Genomic DNA, 20573 nt, shown 5'->3' on the forward strand with positions numbered 1-20573 from the left:
CCGCCGGAAACCGGCCGGGGGTGACCGGGGGATGCGACCATCCGGTAGCGTTCCGGCCGCAACGTTTGTCGATCAATGCGGGGGACACAGGGATGCGGCGCAAGCTGGCGATCGGAATCGGCACGGCGGTGGCCGTGCTCGCGGCGGGCGGGGGCGCCTACGCCCTGAGCCGCCCGGCGGAGCAGGATCCGGCGGCGGCGACGGCCGCGCCCGCGAAGCCGGTGGCGTCGGTGCCGGTCACCGACCGGGAGGTGGAGCCGGTCGCGCTGCCGAAACCGGCCGCCACCACCGCGCCGCCGAAGGTCGAGACCGCCGTGCGCTCGCTCGACATCGCGCCGAAGAGCACCGCGGCCACCAAGCTCGACGTGCCGGAGCGCCCGGCCGAGACGTTCAGCATGCTCGGCATCGCCTGGACCGACCCGGACGCCGTGCCGGCCGGCGTGATCCAGGTGAAGACCCGGAGCGCGTCGACCGGCCGCTGGTCGGGCTGGCGGACCCTGGAGGTCTCCGAGCGCGGCCCCGACCGGGGCAGCGAGGCGGAGCGGCCGGGCGCCGGGGCGACCTCGCCGCTGTGGGTGGGCCCGTCGAACGGCGTGGCCGCCCGGATCGTCCCGCCGGCGGGTGCGGCGAAGCCGCTGCCGGCCGGCCTGCGGGTCGCCATGATCGACACCGGTGAGGAGAAGGCGGGCACCGGCGGTCAGGGCGGCGGCCTGGCCGAGCCCACCGGGTCGCCGTCCGCCGCCGCGGCTGCCGCGGCCGCCGCCGTCCCGGCGCTGCCGAGCTACGTCTCGCGCGCCCAGTGGGGCGCCGACGAGAGCATCGTGATCCCCGACATCACCGTCGGCACCGCGGTCCGGGCCGTGTTCGTGCACCACACCGCCGACCCGGCGGGCGACGACTACAGCTGCGACCAGTCCGACGACATCGTCCGTGGCATCCAGCGCTGGCACGTCAACGTCGAGAAGTGGTCCGACATCGGCTACAACTACCTGGTCGACAAGTGCGGCACCCTCTTCGAGGGCCGGGTCGGCGGGGTGGACAAGCCGGTGATCGGCGCGCACACCTACGGCTTCAACACCGACACCACGGGCATCGCGGTGATCGGCACCTACACCTCGATCCAGGCGAGCGAGGCCGCCCAGGCGACCGTCGCCAAGGTGGCCGCGGCCCGGCTCGGCGCGTACGGCTTCGACCCGATGACGACCGTCGAGCTGACCCAGCGCGGCACCGCGGGCAAGTGGCCGGAGGGCACCGTGCACTCCTTCGAGCGGATCTCCGGGCACCGGGACGGCTACGCCACCGAGTGCCCCGGCGACCAGCTCTACGCCCAGCTGCCGTCGCTGCGGATCCGGACCGCCGCGAACTTCACGGCCGCGCCGCTGACCGGCGTCACGATGATCGACGGCGCGCCGTACGTGCAGAAGTCGGTGACCGCGAACTGGTCGTACACCGCCAACCCGGCGGCCGGCCTGACCGGCTTCGACCTGCTGGTCGACGGCACGAAGGCCGGTTCCGCGCTGCCCGCCGCCCGCAGCGCCGCCGTGGCGGTCCCGGCGGGCAGGCACACCGTGTCGGTACGCGCGGTGCACTCCTCCGGAGTCACGCTGACCGGCGCGGGCCACCCGGTGACCGGTGACCCGGCCGCCCCGACGTTCACCACGCCGCCGTTCACCGTCCTGCGGACCGGCACCTACAGCGCCACGGCCGCGCCGGTCACGGTCTGGTTCCGGGCCGCCGACAACGTCAAGGTGAGCTGGATCCAGGTGACCCAGCCGCAGACCGCCGCCCTGGCCGGCACCGTCACCAGCTGGTCGCCGACCGTCAAGCCGGGCGTCGCCACCAACTACAGCCTGACCGCGCGGGACTACGTGGGCAACGCCCGCCCGTACCCGTACACCCGCACCGTGGTCCTCGCCCCGGAGACGACGGCGACCCGCGCGGGCACCTGGTCGGCGGGCGGCGGCACGTCCAACCTGAACAGCAACGTCCTCTCCACCAAGGTCAAGAACAGCAAGCTGACCTGGACCTTCACCGGCAACTCGGCGGCGCTGCTGTTCCAGAGGACGAGCGTCTCCGGCCTGGCCGACATCTACGTCGACAACGTGAAGGTGGCGACCGTGGACCTGAAGTCGGCGTCGACGCTGTACCGGCAGGCGGTGTGGACCCGCAGCCTGACCTACGGCAAGCACACCGTCGCCGTCGTCGCGCAGGGCACCACCGGCCGACCGTGGGTGATCTCGGACGGCCTCGCGTACGTCAAGTGACCCTCACCCGGAGCGGCGTGGCTGACCGCGCCGCTCCGGGCCGGGGTGGTCCTGGGCGGGCGGGAGCGTGAACCAGAAGGTCGCGCCCCGCCCGATCTCGCTCTCCGCCCAGATCTCGCCGCCGTGCCGCTCCACCGCCCGGTGCACGGTGGTCAGGCCGATGCCGGTGCCGGGGAACTCGCGGGCGTCGTGCAGCCGCGCGAACGGGCGGAACAGCGAGCCCGCCTGCTCGGCCGGGAACCCCGCGCCGTTGTCCCGCACGTAGAACCGGTCGCCGTCGCTGCCCACCTCGACGGCGGGCTGCTCGACCCGGCCGCTGAACTTCACCGCGTTGTTGATCAGGTTCTCCAGGATCACCCGGACCAGGCCCTCGTCGGCGTCGGCGGTCATGTCCTCCCGTACCGTGAAGGCGACCTGACGGTCGGGGTCGCGGGCCGCGACCTCGGCGACCACCTGGCGTGCCGTCGCCGTCATGTCGAACTCCGCCCGGCGCAGGTCGCCGCGGCTGGCACGGGCCAGGATCAGCAGTGACTCCACCAGGTCGGCCATCCGCATCGCGGCGGCGTGGATCCGGGTCAGCCGGTGCCGGGTGATCTCGCCGATCGGCTCCTCCTCCTCTTCCAGGAGGTGCTCGGCGAAACTGCTGATCACCTGCAGCGGCCCCCGCAGGTCGTGGGAGACCGAGCCGGAGAACGCCTCCAGCTCCCGGTTGCGCCACTCCAGCTCCTCGACCAGCGCCGCCCGGGTCTCGGCGAGCTGCCGGGCGGCCCGCTCCTCGGCGGCGTCCAGCTCCCGGCGCATCAGCTCCTCACGGATCCGGCGGGCCTCGTCGTGCGACTGCTTGCGGCGGATCTGCGCGCGCACGTGGATCCGCAGGCCCTCCAGCACGTCGGTGTCGCACACGTAGTCGTCGGCGCCGGCCGCCAGGCAGTCCAGCATCCGCTCCTCGGCCCCGGTCATCACCAGTGGCAGGTCACCGATCTCCGGGACGGCGCGCAGCTTCTTGCAGTCGTCGCGGGCCCGGTCGATGTCGTGGTCGAAACCGAGGACGATGCAGTCGACCGGCTGGGCGGCGAGCAGTTCCAGGGTCTCCTCGATGCCGGTGGCCCGGACGACGTCGTAGCCGTCGGCGCGCAGCGAGTCGGCCCACAGCTCCAGCGTGGTCCGGTCCGGGCTGACGGTCAGCACCTTGCCCGGCCCGTGCACGCCACCGATCGCCTCGATCGGCAGCTGCTCGGCGCTCTGCCGCAGCACCACCGCCAGCTTGGCCAGCACCACCGCGAGATCCTGCTGCTTGCGCACGAACGCGTCGGCGCCGGCGTCCAGCATCTGCATCTCGGTCGCGTAGTCGTCGGCGGCCGTCATCAGCAGGCACGGGGTGTCCCGCAGCGCCGGGTCGAGGCGGATCCGGCGGATCACGGTGGCGCCGTCGATGCCGGGCATCACCCCGTCCACGATGATCGCGTGCGGGCGGCGGTCGGCGGCCATCCGCAGGCCCTCCTCGCCGCCGGACGCGGTCAGCACCGTGTACCCCTCGGGCTCCAGCAGGTCCCGCAGTTCCTCCCGGAACGTCATGCTGTCGTCGATGACCAGGACGGTGGTGCGGTCGGCGGCCCGGTCCGGGATCTCCCCGAGCAACTGCCGCGTACGGGCCACCACGTACCCCGCGTCGTAGGGCTTCCCCACGTACTCGTCGGCGCCGATCCGCAGCCCGGCCAGCCGGTCGTTCACCTCGTTCTCGCTGGACAGCAGCATCGTCACCACCCCGTCCCGGCCGGGGGTGCGGCGCAGTTCGGTGAGCAGCTCCAGGCCGTCGGCGTCGGGCAGCAGCACGTCCAGCACCGCCGCGTCGAACGGCGTCCCCGCGAACGCGGTCCGCGCCTCCGCCCCGGTGGCGCACAGGATGGTCGCGAACCCGTCGTCGGAGAACGCCTCGTGCAGATCCATCCGCACGGTCAGGCTGTCGTCGACGATCAGCACGGTCGGGGTCATCGCCACACCGCCGCGGGGTGCAGCTCGCCCAGCCGGGCGGCGATCCGGGCCGGCGGCAGCACGTGTTGCGCCGCCCCGATCAGCGCCGCCTCCCGCGGCATCCCGTACACCGTGCAGCTGCCCTCGTCCTGGGCGAACGTGACCGCGCCCCGGGCCCGCATCGCCAGCAGCCCGGACGCGCCGTCCCGGCCCATCCCGGTGAGCAGGCAGCCGGCGGCGCTCGGCCCGAACTCCTCGGCCACCGACTCGAACAGCACGTCCACCGACGGCCGGCAGGAGTGCCGGGGCGGGCTCACGCTGAGCCGCAGCAGCTGGTCGCGGACGAACAGGTGCCGGTCCGGGGGAGCGAGCAGGATCTGCCCGTTGCACCGGCCGATCGGGGTGCCGTCGACCGCGTACCGCACGTTCCGGGACGTCTGCCCGGCCAGCCAGTCGGAGAACGCGACAGCGAACTGCTCGCTCGCCGCGATGTGCTGCACGCACAGCACCGGCGGGTGGAAGGTACGGGGCAGCGTGCGCAGCAGCTCGGTGAGCGCGGCCGGCCCGCCGGTGGAGGCGCCGACCGCGACCACGGACAGGCCGTTGCCGGCCGCGGCGGGCAGGGAGGCCGGCGCGGCGGCCGGGACCGGCGTGGCGACCCTGCCGTCCAGCCGGGCCCGCGGATGGGTGATCACCCGGATCCGGGCGACCAGCCGCAGCGAGGTCCGCAACCGCATCGCCCAGTCCGCGTCCGAGTCGTCCCCGCGCGGCTTCTCCAGCACGTCCACCGCCCCGGCGGCCAGCGCGTTGTACGTGCTGAACGACTCCTCCCGGTCCGCCGACGACACCACCAGGATCGGCGTCGGATGCTCGGCCATGATCTGTTCGGTGGCGGCCAGCCCGCTGATCCCGGGCAGCATCATGTCCATCGTGATCACGTCGGGCCGCAGCCGCGCGGTCATCTGCACCGCCCGCACCCCGTCGGCTGCCTCCCCGACGACCTCCAGCTGCGGGTCCGGGGCGAGCGCCTCCCGCAGGTGGTGCCGCATGGTCGCGGAGTCCTCGACGATCAGCACCCGGGTCACGTGCGGACCACCAGTCGCCGGATGTGCGCCAGCAGCTGCTCCTGGTCGAACTCGCCCTTGACCACGTAGGCGCTTGCCCCGGCGGCCCGGCCGCGGTCCCGGTCGGCGGCGCCGGCCCGCGAGCTGACCAGGATCGCCGGGACACCGGCCAGCGCCGGGTCGGCGCGGGTCCGTTCGACGAACTGGAAGCCGTTGAGGCCGGGCATGTCGATGTCGCTGAGGAACAGCCCGTACCGGCGGGCCCGGGCCATCTCCAGGGCCTCCTCGGCGGACGCGGCCAGGTCGACCTCGTACCCGGCCGACTCCAGGATGCTGCGTTCCAGCATCCGGGTGGTCAGCGAGTCGTCCACCACCAGGACCGGCAGCGGCACCGACGCCGCGGCCGCCTCCGGCCGGGCCCCGGTGGCGTGCCCGCGGGCCACCTCCTCGGCCAGCCCTTGCGGGTCCAGCACCAGCCGCGGGTTGCCGTCGGCGTCGACCGACACGCTGCCGATCACCGGCGAGGCCGGGGCCAGGTCCGGCAGCGGCCGGGCGACCAGGGCGGACGTGCCGGCCAGCCGGTCCACGCCGATCGCGAACAGGCCGGCCGGGCCGGTCATGACGACGGCGGCGCCGAGACCGGGGGCGTCGCCGGGGACGGTCGAGCCGGCGTACAGGGCCTCGGCCAGCGGCAGGAAGGGGGCGGCGCTGCCGTCGTACACGATCCGGCCGGTGACCGCCGCGCCCGCCGCCTCCTCGGCGTTCAGCCGCACACAGCCGCGCACCGCGTCCAGCGGCACTGTCGCGAGGGTGCTGCCCGCCTCCACGTTCAGCCCGGTCATGGCGAGCAGGGCCAGCGGGAACACCAGCTCGACGGTGGCGCCCGCACCCGGCTCGCTGCGTACCCGCACGTCGCCCTTGAGCTGGACGGCGACCTCCCGGACCGCGTCCATGCCGATGCCCCGCCCGGACACCTCGGTCACCGCCGGCGCCGTGCTGATCCCGCCGTGCAGCACCAGATCGAGCAGGTCCCCGGCGTCCGGCGCGCCGGACGGCGCGAGAAGACCACGATCCTGCGCGGTACGCCGTAACGCCTCCAGATCGAACCCGCGCCCGTCGTCGACGCACCGGAACGCCGCGTACCGGCCCCGCCGCTCCACCTCCAGGGTGATCGTCCCCTCGGCCGGTTTCCCGGCGGCCAGCCGGACGTCCTCCGGTTCGATCCCGTGCACCACGGCGTTCCGGACCACGTGCAGGAAGGCGCCGCTGACCGGCCCGAGCAGGTGCGCGCCCATCCGGATCCGGCCGCCTCGGGCGTCGAACCGGACCCGCTTGCCCTCGGCGTCGGCCGCGTCCCGGACCGCCCGCCGCAGCGCCGTGAAGATCGTGCTGACCGGCACCAGCCGCAGCCCCTCGGCCTTGGCCCGGACGTCGTCGAGTTCCCGTTCGATCTGGTCGACGGCGTCGGTGAAACGGCGGCTGGCCGAGCCCAGCTCCCCGGCGAGCCGTTCCGCCGAGGCGTGCGCGGTGGACGCGCCCCGGCCGGCGCGCAACTGGTCGGCGAGCCCGGCCGCGGTGCGGTGCAGCCGTTCGACGGTGGCGCAGCCGGTTCGCAGCGGCGCCATCCGGGCGTTGGTCTCACCGATCGCGTCGAGCAGTTCGTCGAGGTCCGCGGTCGCCGCCCGCGGGTTGACCACGATCTCCTCCCGCTCCGGCACGGCGGGCGTCGCGGTGGCGGTGGCGGCGCCGGCCGCGGCGGGCGGCTCCGGCGGCTTCTCCAGCAGGCCGACCCGGGCCGCGATCTCGTCGTTGAGCCGCAGCAGCTCCCGCATCTGCTCGGCGGCCAGCGGCGCGGCGGCCTCACCGCGGTGCGGGACCAGGATCTCCTCGAACGCGTGCGCGTGGTCGGCGATCTCCTTCTGCTTGACCACGCGGGCCGCACCCTTGAGGGTGTGCGCGGCCCGCAGCAGTTGCGCCACCGGCTCCGGCCCGGGCCGCTGGTCCAGGTCGAGCACGCCGGAGCTGATCTGGTCGACCAGTTCCCGCGCCTCGATCCGGAAGTAGCGCAGCGGGTCCTTCGGTTCTGGCATCAGGGGCCTCTCAGTGCCGTCCGGTGCCGACGAGTTCGAGCAGGTCGCCGGAGAGGGTGGAGAGGTGGGTGGCGGTCTGCTTGGTCTGCACGGCGCTGGCCTCGGTCTCCCGTGACACCCGGGCGGTGTCCGAGGCGGCCACGTTGACCTGCTCCACCGCGGTGGTCTGCTGCTTGGTGGACAGCTCGATCTCGCGGGTGGCGTCGTTGGTGGTCGCGACGAGCTGCACGATCTGCCGGAAGCTGTCGGTCGCGTCGTCGAACTGCCGGGCCCCGGCGTCGACCGCCTTGGCCCCGATCTCGGTGGCCATCACCGTGGTGTTGACCGCGCCGCGGACGTCCTCGATCAGCGCCCGGATCTCCTTGGCCGACGCCGCGGTACGGTCCGCCAGCTTCCGGATCTCCTCGGCCACCACCGCGAACCGGCGTCCCCACTCGCCGGCCCCGCTGGCCTCGATGGTCGCGTTGATGGCCAGGATGTTGGTCTGTTCGGCGAGTTCCGACACCAGGTCCACGACCAGCCCGATCTGCTGCGACTTCTCGCCGAGGGCCAGCATGTGCTGCACGATCTGGTCGACCTGGGACCGGATCGCGATGATCGAGTTGCGGGTCTGGTCGATGGTGGCGTCCCCGGTCCGGGCCGCCGCCTCGGTGTCCTCGGCGATCTTCGAGACCCGCTGCGCCGCCTCGGCGATCTGCCGCGAGGTGATCAGCAGCTCGCTGATCGTCGTGGTGATCTCGTTCATCGCGCTGGCCTGGTCCCGGCCGCCGCTGACCTGCTGCGCGGCGGCGGCCTCCAGCTGCGCCGAGGAGCTCTGGATGTGCCCGACCGCCGCGCCGACCTCACGCTTCAGGTCGCGGGCCAGCCGCCAGGCCACCACGATCGCGCTGCCGGTGGTCAGCGCACCCAGCCCGATGACCAGGGCCATCACCTGGGTGGCGCGTTCCGAGGACGCCGTACGGTCGGCGGCGACCCGCGCCTGCACCCGCGCGATCAGCTCGGCGAGGGCGCTCTGCAGCTGCTTGCGGATCGGCACCACCTCGGTGTCGTTGAGCCGGTTGATGGTGGGTATGTCGGCGTTCTCGGCGCGGGCGTTCATCACCGTCAGGCTGGCCGCCGCGTGCCGGTCGTCCAGGCCGGCGATCCGGTCCAGCAGGCCCCGGGCGTCCTCGTCGGTGACGGTGCCGCGCAGGTCGTCGAGCTGCTCACGGAACTTGGTGTGGTTGTCGTCGGTCAGCCTGCTGTTCTCGGCCGAGGCGTCCAGCAGGTACGCCCGGTAGTCGGCGATCCGGGCCTCCATGGTGCGGCTGAGGTTCTCCGCGCCGGTCAGGTCCCCGGTCGCCGACGCGATCGTCGCGTCCTTGGCGCTCACCACCACACCCAGGCCGATCAGGGCGGTGATGATGGTGAGCAGGGTGCAGCAGATCGTCACACCGACACCCACGGCCAGCTTGCGGCCGTACGTTCGTCCAGCCATCATCGGATCTCCTCGGGGACGGGCCGCTGTCCGGCCAGTTCGTGGACGAGTGCGCGGGCCGCCGGGACGTCGACGATCGCCCGGTCGCCGTCCGGCAGCCGGACCACCCCGCGCAGGCAGCCGTCACCGGCGGCACTGTCGATCACGCTGCCGACCGGCACCCGCAGATGCCGGTCCAGCTCGTGGAAGGCCAGCGCCAGCGGTGGGGTCCCGGCGGTCAGCAGCAGCCAGCGCGGCCGCTCCGGGATCGGGTGGCCGAGCAGGGCGGCCAGGTCGTAGACGGGCAGCACGACACCGGCGAAACCGGCCACCCCGAGCAGGGCCCGGACGGTGGTCGGCAGCGCGGTGACCGGGCGGTCCGGGTGCACCCCGGAGGCCTGGGTGAGCTTGAAGGCGTACGGGCGGCCACCGGCGTTGACCGCGAGCAGCTCGATCGACTCCCCGCCGGACACCCGGGCCGGCTCGGCGAACGACCTGTCGAAGTCGCTGCGCAGCCGCGCCACCCGCTCCGCGACCTTGATCTCGATCATCGGCGTACCCCGCAGGCGTCGAGTTCGGTGCGGCACAGGGTGGTCAGCGCGAGCCGGCCGAACCCGCCGCCGAACAGCGCGATCCGGTCCTCGGACTCGCGGATCAGCAGCCGCAGCGCCGCTTCCAGGTGGTCGGCGGCGCCCCGGGTGTCGCCGCGCCGCCGGGCCAGCAGGCCCATCCGCAGCCGCGGCATGGCGAACTGCGGATCGAGGTACGCCGCCAGCCGGTACTGCCCGACCGCCTGATCCGCGCAGTCCAGCTCGTGACACACGCCGAGCAGCTGGTGGGCGTCCGGCTGCGGCCCGCCGGCGTCGATCAGCCGGTGCGCGGTGGCCCGGGCCTCGTCGACCCGCCCGAGCTGGGCCAGCAGCACCCCGCGCAGCAGCATGTCGTGGTCGCCGAGGACCTCGAGGGCCTCGGCGAACCGGTCCTCGCGCAGCAGCCCGTACGCCCGCCGCCCGTCGTCCTGCTTCGGCGCCGGCCGGGCGGGAGGCGCCGGCCGGGCGGGAGGCGCGGGCCGGGCGGTCCGGCCCGGGCGGGCGGAGAGTGCGGGCGTCACGTCCGCCGGGTCCGGCCGCCGCTGGTAGTACACGGTCCCGCCGGCGTGGCGCACGGTCAGCCCGTCGGGCCGGCTGCCGAGCGAATCGGTGTGCCCGAGGAAGAGGTACCCGCCGTCGGTCAGGGCCCGGGTCATCTTCCGGACCAGCGCGGCGGCGACCTCGCCGGTCAGGTACATCAGCAGGTTCCGGCAGAAGATCACGTCGTAGCGGGCGGGATGCCAGAGCTGCGGGTCGTCGGTGGCGACGTTGTGCTCGGCGAACCGGACCGTGGACACCACCTCGGGCGCCACCCGGAGACCCTCCGCGGTGTCCTGGAACCAGCGTTCCCGTACCTCCGCTGGGGTGTCCCGCAACGACCACGCCGAGTAGGTCGCCGACCGGGCCCGGGCCAGCATCTCCCGGTTGGCGTCGACGCCGGTGACCGAGATGATCCAGTCGGGGGAGGGGCGGCCGGCGGCGGCGGTGATGGCCAGCGAGTACGCCTCCTCGCCGGACGAGCACCCGACCGAGAACAGCCGCAGCACCCGCTGGCCGGCCCGGGCCGTCACCAGCTCCGGCAGCACCTGTTCGCGCAGCACCTGGAACTGCTCCTGGTGCCGGAAGAAGTAGGTCTCGGTGATGCTCAGCGCCTGCGCCAGCTCGGCGATCTCGGCGGTCCAGCGCCGCCCGCCGAGCCGGTCCAGGTACTCCCGCTCGGTCAGCCCGTGCGCCCGGGCCCGGGCGGCCAGCACCTGGGTCGCCGGTCCCAGATCGTTGTCGGCGAACGACCAGCCCAGCCGCTTCTGCAGCAGCTCCCTGAACCGGGTCAGCGTCGCCGCGCTGATCATGGCGGATCCTCCGCCGCCTGCCCGGCGGCCTCCCAGACCTCGTCCGGCACCGCGCTGATGCTGCGCAGCAACAGCAGCGGCTCCGCGCCGATCGTGCCGACCGCCGCGATCAGGGCCTTGGAGACGCCGGTGAACAGCGCGGCCGGCCCGTCCGGCGGCGCCACCCGGACGTCCTGGACACCCAGCACCGGCCCGGTGGCGCAGGCGATCGGCCCCCGGCCGGCCCGCACCGCGACATAGCGATCGATCTCGCCGTCGACGCCGGTCAGCAGCCGGGTCACGTCGATCACCGGGGCCGGGGCGCCGCGCAGGATGGTCAGCCCGCGCACGTAGGGCGGCGTCCCGGCGAGCGGCCGGGTCGCCAGCGGCCGCATGGTCTCCACGACCTCGTCCAGCGCGATCGCGCAGAACACCGGCCCGGCACGGAAGACCAGCGCGAGGACCTTGGAGTCCACCGCCTCGTCCACACCGCCTGGCTGCCCCCCCACGGCCTCAGGCTAGCCAGCGTTTTGCGAGCTTCGCTCGCCTTTCAGGCATTAGGTGGGGGTACGTCGGACAACCGTACCCGCTCCACCGGGACCGGCCTGCTCATGGTTGGTCACGGTCACCGCCGGTGAACCGCATCGGCAGCGGGTGCCCGCCCTGGGGTGGCGCGTTCTGCCCGCTCCACGGCACGCCCTCGTACCCGTCCGGCAGGCTCTCCGGCTGCCGTCCCGCCACCGGCAGCTCCCGCGGGAGCCGCTGGGTGACCGGCTCCCGCTGCGGCGCGTTCTCCGGCCAGCCGGCCGGCAGCGGGGTGATCCCGGTGGCCGGCTCCGGGGCGGCCTTCTCCGGAGCCGGGTTCCCGGAGCCGCCGGCCGGCCACAGCCGGGGCCGCCGCCGGGCCGCCAGGTCCTCGGCCCAGCCGAAGACCGCCACCGCCACCGCGGTGAGCGCGAACGTGACGGCGAGCGTCACCGGCGCCTCCATGCCGCCCAGGTCGTCCATGCCGACGCGCTCCAGCACCGGCCAGGTCGCGGCGATCGCGGCGCCGTGCCACAGGTAGATCGTCACCGCGCGCGAGTTCAGCAGCGTGACCAGCTTGCGGACCGGCGCGGCCCGGCCCAGCCAGTCCGTCGACGGCTGCCAGCGCAGCAGGAGCAGCACCCCGGCCAGGCAGTACACGGCCTGCGCCTCGGAGGCGTTGTTCAGGTCCCAGCCGTTCTCCGCGCCGTCCTGGGACAGCCAGTGCAGGCCGAGCCCGCCGAGGGCCACGGCCGCCGCCACGGTCAGCGCCGGGTGCAGCCGGGACAGCCTGCCGTCCCGGTGCGCGAACCCGGCCAGCCAGCACGCGCCGTAGGTGGTCAAATCCCACAACGCCGACTCGACCGCCGCGGGCATGCCGAAGTCGCCGTGCCCCAGCAGCGCCATGCCCGCCAGCGGCGCCGCGAGCAGCGGCCAGCCGACCCGTTTGAACACCGGGTACAGCAGCGGGGAGAGCAGCACCAGCCACAGGTAGGTGCGCACGTACCAGAGCGCGTCCCAGAGGAAGGCGGCGTCGTCGCTGCCCGGCGGGTCGCCCAGCGGCAGGATCCAGAAACCCAGGGTGGCCGGCTGGAACGGGTGGGTCCCGCCGGTCTCGGCCCGCCATCCGAGATGGAGCATCACCGGTACGGCCACCAGACCGAGCAGCCACACCGGCGGGAGCAGGCGGCGCACCCGGGAGGTGACCACCTGCGCGGCGGGGCGGTTGTCCAGCGACGCGGCGGTCAGCGAGCCGGCCACGGCGAACATGACGCCCATGGCAGGGAACACGATGGACAGCCAGGGCCAGCCGTACGAGTGATAGACGACGACCCGGACGATGGCTGCGGCACGGAGCAGGTCCAGGTATCGATTTCGCACCGGGGAAAGGTAGCGGCGGCCGGTCGGGTGCCGGCACCGTACGGGCGGTCGATACATGTGGACTGAGCGGATTACCCCGGTAGTGGGAAGAACGCCGGAATCCTGTGCGACTGTGCGACCCGTGTGCTCGGCCCGCCGTTGGTCAACTGGCGAGCGCCCCGGATCGGCCGGGGCGCCGGCGGACCGAAGGGAATCAGCGCGGACATGCGGAAACCTCTGGTAGTGCTCGGTGCGGCCGTCCTGATGGCGGCGGCGGCACAGCAGGCGAACACACTGGAGATGCGACAGGTGAGCGACTCCGGAGCGGACCCGATCGTGGCGTCGCGGACCGCGGTCACCGCCGCGTCCGTCTCGACCAGCCCGCAGGCCCCGGTTCAGCAGCAGGTGCTGGCGCTGGTCAACCGGAACCGGCGGGCGGCCGGGTGCGGGACCATCACGATCGACCAGCGGCTGATCACGGCGGCCAGCCGGCACGCCGCCGACATGGCCCGGCGCGGGTACTTCGACCACGAGTCGCCGGGCGGGGAGCGGGCCGGCCGCCGGGTCGCCGACGCGGGGTACGTGTGGAGCCGGTACGGCGAGAACATCGCCCGCGGCCAGGACAGCCCGTTCGAGGTGATGACCGACTGGATGAACAGCCCCGGCCACCGGGAGAACATCGTCGACTGCCGCCTGGACCAGATGGGCGTCGGCCTGGCCCTGTCGTCCGACGGCACCCCGTACTGGGTGCAGGAGTTCGCCACTCCCCGGTGACTCCTTCCCTCAACTGACTGCCCGCGCGCGCCGATGGCATACCGGTTTCGTGTCACTGCCCCTCTCCGGAAGGTCATCGGTGGGACGGCTGTGCTTCGATGTGCGGACATCAGTTCCTGGGGAGGAAGTTGTGGCAACGGGACGGGTTACCGCCCGCCTCGCCGGCACCGTCATGTCGGTGCTGGTCGGTGGAGGTCTCGGCGCGATCGCGCTGACGCCGGCGAGTGCCGGCGCGGCCGCGCCGGTGACCACCGCGGTGGTCACCAAGGCGGCTGCCGCGTCGTGCGCGACCGGTAAGTACCAGAGGCAGCTCGAGACGTACCTCAAGAAGTCCGGCGCCTACGGTCCGGTCACCGTCGACGGCAAGCAGTCGGCCGCCGACTGCGCCGCGATCGTGAAGTTCCAGAAGCGTTTCGGCATCCAGCCGGCGAAGGGTCTGGCCGGCCCGACCACGTTCGACGTGGCGCAGCGGATCGCGGCGTCGAACACGGCGTCCTGCGGCGCCAAGAAGACGGGCATCACCTTCTGCGTCAACCTGACCCTGCAGACCAGCTGGGTCATGAAGAACGGCAAGGTGCTCACCACGCCCACCGTCGTCCGTACCGGCATGAAGGGGTACCGGACGCCGGCCGGCACCTACAAGATCAACAAGCGGACGAAGAAGGAATGGTCCGACCCGTACGAGGTGTGGCTGCCGTTCTGGCAGCGCTTCAAGGGCGGGATGGGCTTCCACCAGACCACGACCTACATCCACGACAAGTGGCGCGGGTCGCACGGCTGCGTGAACCTGCTGCCGGCTGACGCGAAGCGGTACTACGACCTCGGCGCGATCGGCATGACGGTGAAGACGTTCGGGCGCCGTCCCGGCACCTGATCCTTTTCCGCCACGTACGGGCCGTCTCCGAGACCATCGGGGACGGCCCGTTCCGCATATCAACCCACGGTTGGATGAGGATCGGCGGACGGCGGCCTACAGTGGCCACTGTGTATCGCAGCCGTTCACGTGCAGTGATCATCGCCGCCGGTGTCCTGGTCCTGATGCCGCTCACCGCGGCCTCGTGCGACGACCCGGCCAGTTCCGTCCGGCTCGGGTCCGCCCAGCTCGGCACCGTCGACGAGATCGTCGAGGCGCCCGGCTCGGTGACCGCGCGGACCGCCGCCACCCTCACCGCGCCCGCCGCCGGCACCCTGCGGGACCTCCAGGTCGAGCCAGGCCAGCAGGTGCGCAAGGGCGACGTGCTCGCCGTCATCGACTCCCCGGAGCTGCGGCGCCGGCGCGACGCCGCCCAGGAGGCGCTCGACCAGGCGCCGTCCGGCGGCGGCGTGAGCACCGGCGGCACTGCCGAGTTCACCGCCGTCCGGGAACGCACCGACGAGCAGGCGGCCGAGGCGTTCCAGCAGGCCCGGGCCGCCGCCGCGCAGATCACCGACCCGCAGGTGAAGATCGCCCTGCTGCACCAGGTCGACGCGGCCGAGAAGCAGTACCGGACCGCCTCCGCCGCCTCGGCCGCCGCGCTCCGGTCGGTGCAGCGCGGCGTCGCCTCGCTCAGCCGCGCGATGAGTTCGCTGTCCGACGCCCAGCGGCTGCAGGCCGAGCAGGCGTTCGAGCTGGCCGACGCCGCCGTCGACGCGCTCACCCTGAAAGCGCCGGTGGCCGGGGTGGTGCAGCTCGGCGGCCCGGCCCAGAGCGGCGGCGGTTCGCTCGCCGACCTGCTGAACACCGGCGGCCAGGGCGTCCCCTCCGGAACCACCGTGACCGGCCTGCCGGGTGTGGACGCCGCCGTGCCCGAGGGCGGCTACGTCGCCGCCGGCACCCCCGTCGTCACCGTCGTCGACACCGGGAGTCTCGGGCTGTCCGCCGAGGTGGACGAGACCGACGTGCTGCTGGTCGAGGAGGGCGTCGAGGCCGACATCGAGCTGGACGCCGCGCCCGGCGCCACCTATCGCGCCACCGTCACGGCGGTCGACCTGCTGCCCACCACCTCGGCCCGCGGCGGCGTCTCGTACCAGGTCCGGCTCTCCCTCGGCGACGGCGGATACGCCGACAGCGGCGAGCCCGCGCCCACCCCACGGCCCGGGATGAGCGCGGTGATCCGGCTCAAGGTGCGGCAGGCCGCCGGCGCGATCACCGTCCCGGCGTCCGCGGTGGTCAGCGCCGACGGCCGGGACACCGTCTGGACCGTCCGGGACGGCCGCTACCAGGCGATCCCGGTCCGCCTCGGCGTCCAGGGCGAGGACACCGTGCAGATCGTCTCCGGCGTCACCGCCGGCGAGCCGGTCGTGGTCGACGGCGCCGACCAGGTCTCCGCCGGGAAGAAGGCGCCGTGACCGCGCCCGCCATCGTCGCCGACGACGTCAGCCGCACCTACGACCTGGACGGCGTCTCGGTGCCCGCGCTGCGTGGCGTGTCGCTGACCGTCGAGGCCGGCGACTACGTGGCCATCGTCGGCACCTCCGGCTCCGGCAAGTCGACGCTGATGCATCTGCTCGGCGGCCTGGACCGGCCGACCGGCGGCACCCTGCTGATCGGCGGCCGGGACGTCGCGAAGCTGACCCCCAACGAGCTGGCCGAGCTGCGCAACACCACGATCGGCTTCGTCTTCCAGTCCTTCCACCTGCTGGCCCGGACCACCGCGCAGGACAACGTCGGCCTGCCCCTGGTCTACCGCGGCGCCGCCCGCCGGGAACGCCGCGACCGCGCCGCCGCCATGCTCGAACGCGTCGGCCTCGCCCACCGGATCACCCACCGCCCCAACCAGATGTCCGGCGGCGAACAGCAGCGCGTCGCCATCGCCCGGGCCCTGGTCACCGGCCCGTCCGTGCTGCTCGCCGACGAGCCCACCGGCAACCTCGACTCGGCCACCGGCCGGTCCGTGCTCGCCCTGCTCGAATCGCTCAACGCCGACGGTGTCGCGGTCGTCCTGGTCACCCACGACCGGGACGTCGCCGCCCGGGCCCGCCGGCAGATCGTCATGAAGGACGGGCTGATCAGTGCGGCTGGCTGAGGCCTGGCGGGTCGCTCTCGACGCGCTGCGCGCCAACCGGCTGCGCAGCCTGCTCACCATGCTCGGCGTCGTCATCGGGGTGGCCGCGGTCGTCGCCCTGGTCGCCATCGGCACCGGCACCAAACAGCAGATCGAGCAGCAGGTCGAGGGCCTCGGCTCGAACCTGCTCCTGGTCGTCCCCGGCCGCCTGCAGGCCGGCGCGGCGCCCACGTCGTCCCCGCTGACCATGGACGACGTCGACGCGATCAGCCGGGTCGTCGGGGACCGCAGCCGGGTCGCGGTCACCGTCAACTCCGGCGAGACGGTCCGGGCCGGGTCCCGGTCCGGGTTCGCCAGCATGCAGGGCGTCCTGGAGACCACCCCGGCCGTCTTCGTCCGCCGGCTGGACCGCGGCGCCTACCTGACCCGTACCGACGTCAGCACCGGGCGGCGCGTCGCGGTCCTCGGCGCCGGCCTCGCCACCGACCTGTTCGGCGACCGCGACCCGATCGGCCGGCAGATCACCATCGGCGGCGTCCGGTTCCGGGTGATCGGCACGTTCGAACGGCTCGGCCAGAGCCTCGGCGTCGACCGCGACGGCGAGGTGCACGTGCCGGTCACCGCCGCGCAACGGCTGCTCGGCACCGAACGCATCGACGGCCTCGCCATCCGCGCCCCCGACCGGGAACGCATCGGCGAGCTGTCCGCCGCCGTCGTCGCCACCCTCACCGACCGGCACCCGGACACCGACTTCTCCGCCGTCACCCAGGAGCAGATCCTCGGGGTCCTCGGCGACATCCTCGGCGTGCTCACCGGGGTGCTCGCCGCCATCGCCGGGATCAGCCTGCTGGTCGGCGGGGTCGGCGTCTCCAACATCATGCTCGTCTCGGTCCGGGAGCGGACCAGGGAGATCGGCCTGCGGAAGGCGGTCGGCGCCCGCCCCCGCGACATCGGCGTCCAGTTCCTGCTCGAAGCGGTGCTCCTGACCACCACCGGCGGGGTGCTCGGGATGCTCCTCGGCGGCTCCACCGCCCTGCTCGTCGACCGGCTCAGCCCGGTCCCGGCCGCCCTCACCTGGTGGTCGATGGCCCTCGCGTTCGGCGTCTCCGCGGCCGTCGGCATCGTCTTCGGCGTCGTCCCCGCCCAGCGCGCCGGCCGGCTCGACCCGGTCGTCGCCCTGCGCACCGAGTAACGACTCAGATCCTTCGCGTAAGGGCCGAATGAGGGAGCGGACCGAACCCGGAGGAGAACGCCTTGCCCCATCGGATACGCGACGAACACGGAGCCGCCCGTGCCGTCGCCTACCTGATGCTGGCCGCGGGCCCCTACAACTTCGTGACCGGCGTCGTCATGAAGCTCGGTGAACCGCTGCCCGAGGTCATCACGCTCGCCGTCACCTCGATCGTCCTGTTCACCGTCGGCCTGGTCTGCCTGCGGCGCCCGGAACGCCTGCCCGGCCTGTTCTGGCGATCCATGCCGTTCGCGGCCGCCGCCGTGATCACCGGGCTCAACGTCGCCACCCGCGACGCCGGCACGGGCGCGCAGCTGTTCTATCTGTGGCCGCTGCTGTACGCCGCGAGTTTCCTCAACCGGCTGATCATCACGATCACGGTCGTGCAGATCTCCGCCGGTCATGCTCTCACCGCGATGCTGCTCCTGCCCGCCACCCAGGCGCTGCACGACTGGATCGGGATCACCGTGGCCATGGCGATGACCGCCGTCGTCGTCGCCGGCCTGCGCGAACGCAACGACAAGCTCCTCGAGGTCCTCAACCGCCAGGCGACCTCCGACGCGCTCACCGGCGCCGCGAACCGCCGCGCCTTCGACGCCGAACTCGCCCGCTCCGTCGCCGCCGCGAACACCCACGACCCGGTCGCCCTCGTCATGATCGACGTCGACCACTTCAAGACGATCAACGACACGTGGGGCCACGCCGTCGGCGACCGGGCGCTGCGCATCGTCGCCGGCGCCCTCCGCGACGCCACCGAGGGCCGCGGGCATCTGGTCGCCCGGCTCGGCGGCGACGAGTTCGCGGTCCTGCTGCGCGCCGGCCCGTACGCCGCCTTCCGCTTCGCCGAGACCGCCCGCGCCCTGGTCACCGCCACCACGGACCTGCCCGGCGGCCCACCCCGGCTCAGCATCGGCATCGCCGTCACCCCCGACCACGCCACCGGCCCCGAGGAGCTGCAGCGGGTCGCCGACGCCGCCCTCTACCAGGCGAAGGAGGGCGGCCGGGGCCGCAGCATGATGGCGCACGCCGGCCCACCCCGGCAGAACGTCGACCAGCTCCCGCCCCCGCGCGCGGTGCACACCTAGGCGCTGTCGGCCGCCGCCTTCCCGGTCAACGGCGTCAAGATCTCCGGAGACCTGCGGGGGTACGGGCCCCAGCCGTCCCGCAGCACGTGAATGTAGACCGCCTCCAGGCAGACCCCGATCCGCTCGACCAGATCGGTGTCCTCGGCCGCGCCCAGCCGTACCGCCCGGGCGAAGTGATCGAGCGCCTCCATGTGCCGTCCCTGATCGAAACAGCTGCGCCCGGCGTTCTCGTGGACCACGCTGCGCACCGCCGCCGGCACCTCGGCGTCGACCGCCCGCTGGAACAGCCGGTCCGCCTCCATGTAGTCGCCCCGCAACCGCAGCACGTGCGCCAGCTCCGCCTGCGCGATCACCTGCGACTGCAGATCCTGCGCCGACTCGGCATGCGCCAGCGCCAGCCGGCTCGCCGCCGCGGCCATGCCCAGCTCGCCGAGCAGACGGTAGACCTCCGCGCGTACGCTCAGCAGCCCCGCCTTGACGATGTTGTCCGCCTCGTCGGCGAGCGGGCCGTCCAGGCGCTCCCCGAGATCCCGCAGCGCCTGCCGGTCGTCGACGACCTCACGCAGGGTCGCCCCGTCCAGCCGCCACCGAATCGCCGACAGATCCGCCGCGGTCAGCGGCAGATGCGGCGCCAGCTCCGGCCCTGCCGGCGGCTTGTCCTCCGGCCTGGTACCGTCCTGCTCGGCCTCAGCGTGGTCTGCGCCGGTCTTCCCGGCGTCTGCCGGGCCTGTCGCCAGTTCTGGTTCCGCCGGCGGCTTCTCCTGCTCAGTTCCTGCCGGCTCGGTCTCGGCGGGGGCGTCCTGGCTGGTGCCGATACGTCCGCTTCGTTCATCGCTCCGGGTGATCTGTCCGGCGTCCGAGCCCGGTGTCGCCGGCACCTGCCGACCCATCGCATCCGGCTCGGCTGCCGAGGTGCTCGCCGCCGCATGCGGTCCCGCGTCGTCCGCTTCCGCGGCGGCCGGCGCCTTCGTCACGAACCAGCCACTGCCGAACGCGCTCTCCGCGGTCCGTTGCGGTTCCGTCGGCCCCGACGTCTCCAGCCGCGCTATCGGCCGCAGGTTGTGCAGGGTCCCGTCCGGATCCATGTAGGGCCGGTCCACCTCGGCCGGAGTCTCCTCCGTACCGGGCCGCATCAGCGGGAACCCGATCCGCTCCCGCCCCGCCACCGCCGTGTCGCCGGCGACCGTCCCACCGGGCTGCGGCATCGCGATGGTCGGGCGCTCAGCCGTACGCCCAAGCCCGCCCGGTCCCAGCGGTTCGCCGCTCGGACCGCGCACCCCTTCGCCATCCGCCTGCCGCGGCACGACGCCATCACTCTCGCCCTGCCGTAGCCGCTCACCACCCACCACCGGAGGCGACGAGATCGGCGTGGGCCCGTTCCAGTCACTGCCGGTAGGCCGCGCCGCTTCACCCGTCGCCGTCGCCGCCGCACCCCCCGGAACAGCCGAACCGGCAGCGCCGCCGCCCGGGAAGCCCGAACCGGGAGCCGGTGAGACAGGTGTGCCGCCCGCCGGAAAGCCCGAAGCGGGAGCAGGCGGGACCGGAATACCGCCGGCCGCCAAGCCCGGATTCGGAGCGGGCGAGACGGGAGGCGCGCCGGTTCCGAAGCCCGAAGCCGGGGGAGCGGAGGATGGCCTCTGACCGCCCCGTCCCGCCATCGGTCCCGGTTGGCGGGTTTCGGCTTGGTTCGAGTCCGCCGTACCCGCTCCCGATCGCGGCTCCGCCGAACCCGCACCCCGCGCCAGAACGGAAGGTTCGCCGGGTCCGCCCGGCCATGCTGTGCCGTTGCCCGGCCCAGCCGTGTTCGTATCCGGCCGGGTCCGAACCGGCACCGCCTGCGCCGGGATCACGG

Annotated in this window: 16 protein-coding genes; 7 read left to right on the forward strand and 9 right to left on the reverse strand. The window is 73.6% G+C overall.

Annotated features, from left to right (window positions below; genetic code table 11):
- Window positions 1-92 precede the first annotated feature (92 nt).
- Entirely contained in the window at window positions 93-2264 is a 2172-nt protein-coding gene (locus ACZ3II_RS23445) for an N-acetylmuramoyl-L-alanine amidase (RefSeq protein ID WP_465519835.1), read from the forward strand.
- A gap of 3 nt (window positions 2265-2267) precedes the next feature.
- Here the strand turns inward: ACZ3II_RS23445 and ACZ3II_RS23450 are convergent, their stop codons facing one another.
- The 8 genes from ACZ3II_RS23450 to ACZ3II_RS23485 form a co-directional block, all read right to left on the reverse strand.
- Entirely contained in the window at window positions 2268-4256 is a 1989-nt protein-coding gene (locus tag ACZ3II_RS23450; RefSeq protein ID WP_465519836.1) for a response regulator, read from the reverse strand.
- Window positions 4253-5320 carry a chemotaxis-specific protein-glutamate methyltransferase CheB gene (cheB, locus tag ACZ3II_RS23455; RefSeq protein ID WP_465519837.1) on the reverse strand — a complete coding sequence of 356 codons (1068 nt, stop codon included), beginning with the start codon at window positions 5318-5320 and terminating at the stop codon, window positions 4253-4255. The genes ACZ3II_RS23450 and cheB overlap by 4 nt, the downstream gene beginning before the upstream one ends.
- Complete coding sequence (locus ACZ3II_RS23460) at window positions 5317-7389, reverse strand: hybrid sensor histidine kinase/response regulator (protein ID WP_465519838.1); 2073 nt, start codon at window positions 7387-7389, stop codon at window positions 5317-5319. The genes cheB and ACZ3II_RS23460 overlap by 4 nt, the downstream gene beginning before the upstream one ends.
- Before the next feature lie 10 nt (window positions 7390-7399).
- Window positions 7400-8869 carry a methyl-accepting chemotaxis protein gene (locus ACZ3II_RS23465; protein ID WP_465519839.1) on the reverse strand — a complete coding sequence of 490 codons (1470 nt, stop codon included), beginning with the start codon at window positions 8867-8869 and terminating at the stop codon, window positions 7400-7402.
- Entirely contained in the window at window positions 8866-9396 is a 531-nt protein-coding gene (locus tag ACZ3II_RS23470) for a chemotaxis protein CheW (RefSeq protein ID WP_465519840.1), read from the reverse strand. Before ACZ3II_RS23470 ends, ACZ3II_RS23465 begins: the two co-directional genes overlap by 4 nt.
- Window positions 9393-10784: a CheR family methyltransferase gene (locus tag ACZ3II_RS23475; protein ID WP_465519841.1), complete on the reverse strand. Its 1392-nt coding sequence runs from the start codon at window positions 10782-10784 to the stop codon at window positions 9393-9395. Before ACZ3II_RS23475 ends, ACZ3II_RS23470 begins: the two co-directional genes overlap by 4 nt.
- Window positions 10781-11272 (reverse strand): chemotaxis protein CheW, encoded by a 492-nt coding sequence (locus ACZ3II_RS23480; RefSeq protein WP_465519842.1) that lies wholly within the window; start codon window positions 11270-11272, stop codon window positions 10781-10783. Before ACZ3II_RS23480 ends, ACZ3II_RS23475 begins: the two co-directional genes overlap by 4 nt.
- A 100-nt stretch (window positions 11273-11372) precedes the next feature.
- Window positions 11373-12668 carry an acyltransferase family protein gene (locus ACZ3II_RS23485; protein WP_465519843.1) on the reverse strand — a complete coding sequence of 432 codons (1296 nt, stop codon included), beginning with the start codon at window positions 12666-12668 and terminating at the stop codon, window positions 11373-11375.
- A gap of 204 nt (window positions 12669-12872) precedes the next feature.
- Between ACZ3II_RS23485 and ACZ3II_RS23490 the strand changes: the two genes are divergently transcribed.
- From ACZ3II_RS23490 to ACZ3II_RS23515, 6 genes are all read left to right on the forward strand, one after another.
- A complete protein-coding gene (locus ACZ3II_RS23490; protein ID WP_465519844.1) occupies window positions 12873-13421 on the forward strand; it encodes a CAP domain-containing protein in 549 nt (182 codons plus the stop codon).
- A gap of 172 nt (window positions 13422-13593) precedes the next feature.
- Window positions 13594-14295, forward strand: coding sequence for a L,D-transpeptidase family protein (locus ACZ3II_RS23495; protein WP_465519887.1), 702 nt, complete (start codon window positions 13594-13596; stop codon window positions 14293-14295).
- 110 nt (window positions 14296-14405) lie between these two features.
- Entirely contained in the window at window positions 14406-15749 is a 1344-nt protein-coding gene (locus ACZ3II_RS23500) for an efflux RND transporter periplasmic adaptor subunit (protein ID WP_465519845.1), read from the forward strand.
- Complete coding sequence (locus tag ACZ3II_RS23505; protein WP_465519846.1) at window positions 15746-16426, forward strand: ABC transporter ATP-binding protein; 681 nt, start codon at window positions 15746-15748, stop codon at window positions 16424-16426. The genes ACZ3II_RS23500 and ACZ3II_RS23505 overlap by 4 nt, the downstream gene beginning before the upstream one ends.
- Complete coding sequence (locus ACZ3II_RS23510) at window positions 16413-17597, forward strand: ABC transporter permease (protein ID WP_465519847.1); 1185 nt, start codon at window positions 16413-16415, stop codon at window positions 17595-17597. The genes ACZ3II_RS23505 and ACZ3II_RS23510 overlap by 14 nt, the downstream gene beginning before the upstream one ends.
- A 62-nt stretch (window positions 17598-17659) precedes the next feature.
- Window positions 17660-18721: a GGDEF domain-containing protein gene (locus ACZ3II_RS23515; protein WP_465519848.1), complete on the forward strand. Its 1062-nt coding sequence runs from the start codon at window positions 17660-17662 to the stop codon at window positions 18719-18721.
- On the opposite strand, the gene ACZ3II_RS23520 is transcribed toward ACZ3II_RS23515, so the two are convergent.
- A complete protein-coding gene (locus ACZ3II_RS23520; protein WP_465519849.1) occupies window positions 18718-19926 on the reverse strand; it encodes a tetratricopeptide repeat protein in 1209 nt (402 codons plus the stop codon). The two genes, ACZ3II_RS23515 and ACZ3II_RS23520, sit on opposite strands and share 4 nt — an antisense overlap.
- Window positions 19927-20573: the final 647 nt, after the last annotated feature.

Source organism: Actinoplanes sp. NPDC019969, from assembly GCF_055562375.1.

Coding starts and splice junctions, on each gene's coding strand:
- ACZ3II_RS23465 (WP_465519839.1), bottom strand. CDS start 8,869: ATGATGGCTGGACGAACGTACGGCCGCAAGCTGGCCGTGGGTGTCGGT.
- ACZ3II_RS23475 (WP_465519841.1), bottom strand. CDS start 10,784: ATGATCAGCGCGGCGACGCTGACCCGGTTCAGGGAGCTGCTGCAGAAG.
- ACZ3II_RS23520 (WP_465519849.1), bottom strand. CDS start 19,926: ATGCCGCAGCCCGGTGGGACGGTCGCCGGCGACACGGCGGTGGCGGGG.
- ACZ3II_RS23470 (WP_465519840.1), bottom strand. CDS start 9,396: ATGATCGAGATCAAGGTCGCGGAGCGGGTGGCGCGGCTGCGCAGCGAC.
- ACZ3II_RS23495 (WP_465519887.1), top strand. CDS start 13,594: ATGTCGGTGCTGGTCGGTGGAGGTCTCGGCGCGATCGCGCTGACGCCG.
- ACZ3II_RS23460 (WP_465519838.1), bottom strand. CDS start 7,389: ATGCCAGAACCGAAGGACCCGCTGCGCTACTTCCGGATCGAGGCGCGG.
- ACZ3II_RS23445 (WP_465519835.1), top strand. CDS start 93: ATGCGGCGCAAGCTGGCGATCGGAATCGGCACGGCGGTGGCCGTGCTC.
- ACZ3II_RS23450 (WP_465519836.1), bottom strand. CDS start 4,256: ATGACCCCGACCGTGCTGATCGTCGACGACAGCCTGACCGTGCGGATG.
- ACZ3II_RS23490 (WP_465519844.1), top strand. CDS start 12,873: ATGCGGAAACCTCTGGTAGTGCTCGGTGCGGCCGTCCTGATGGCGGCG.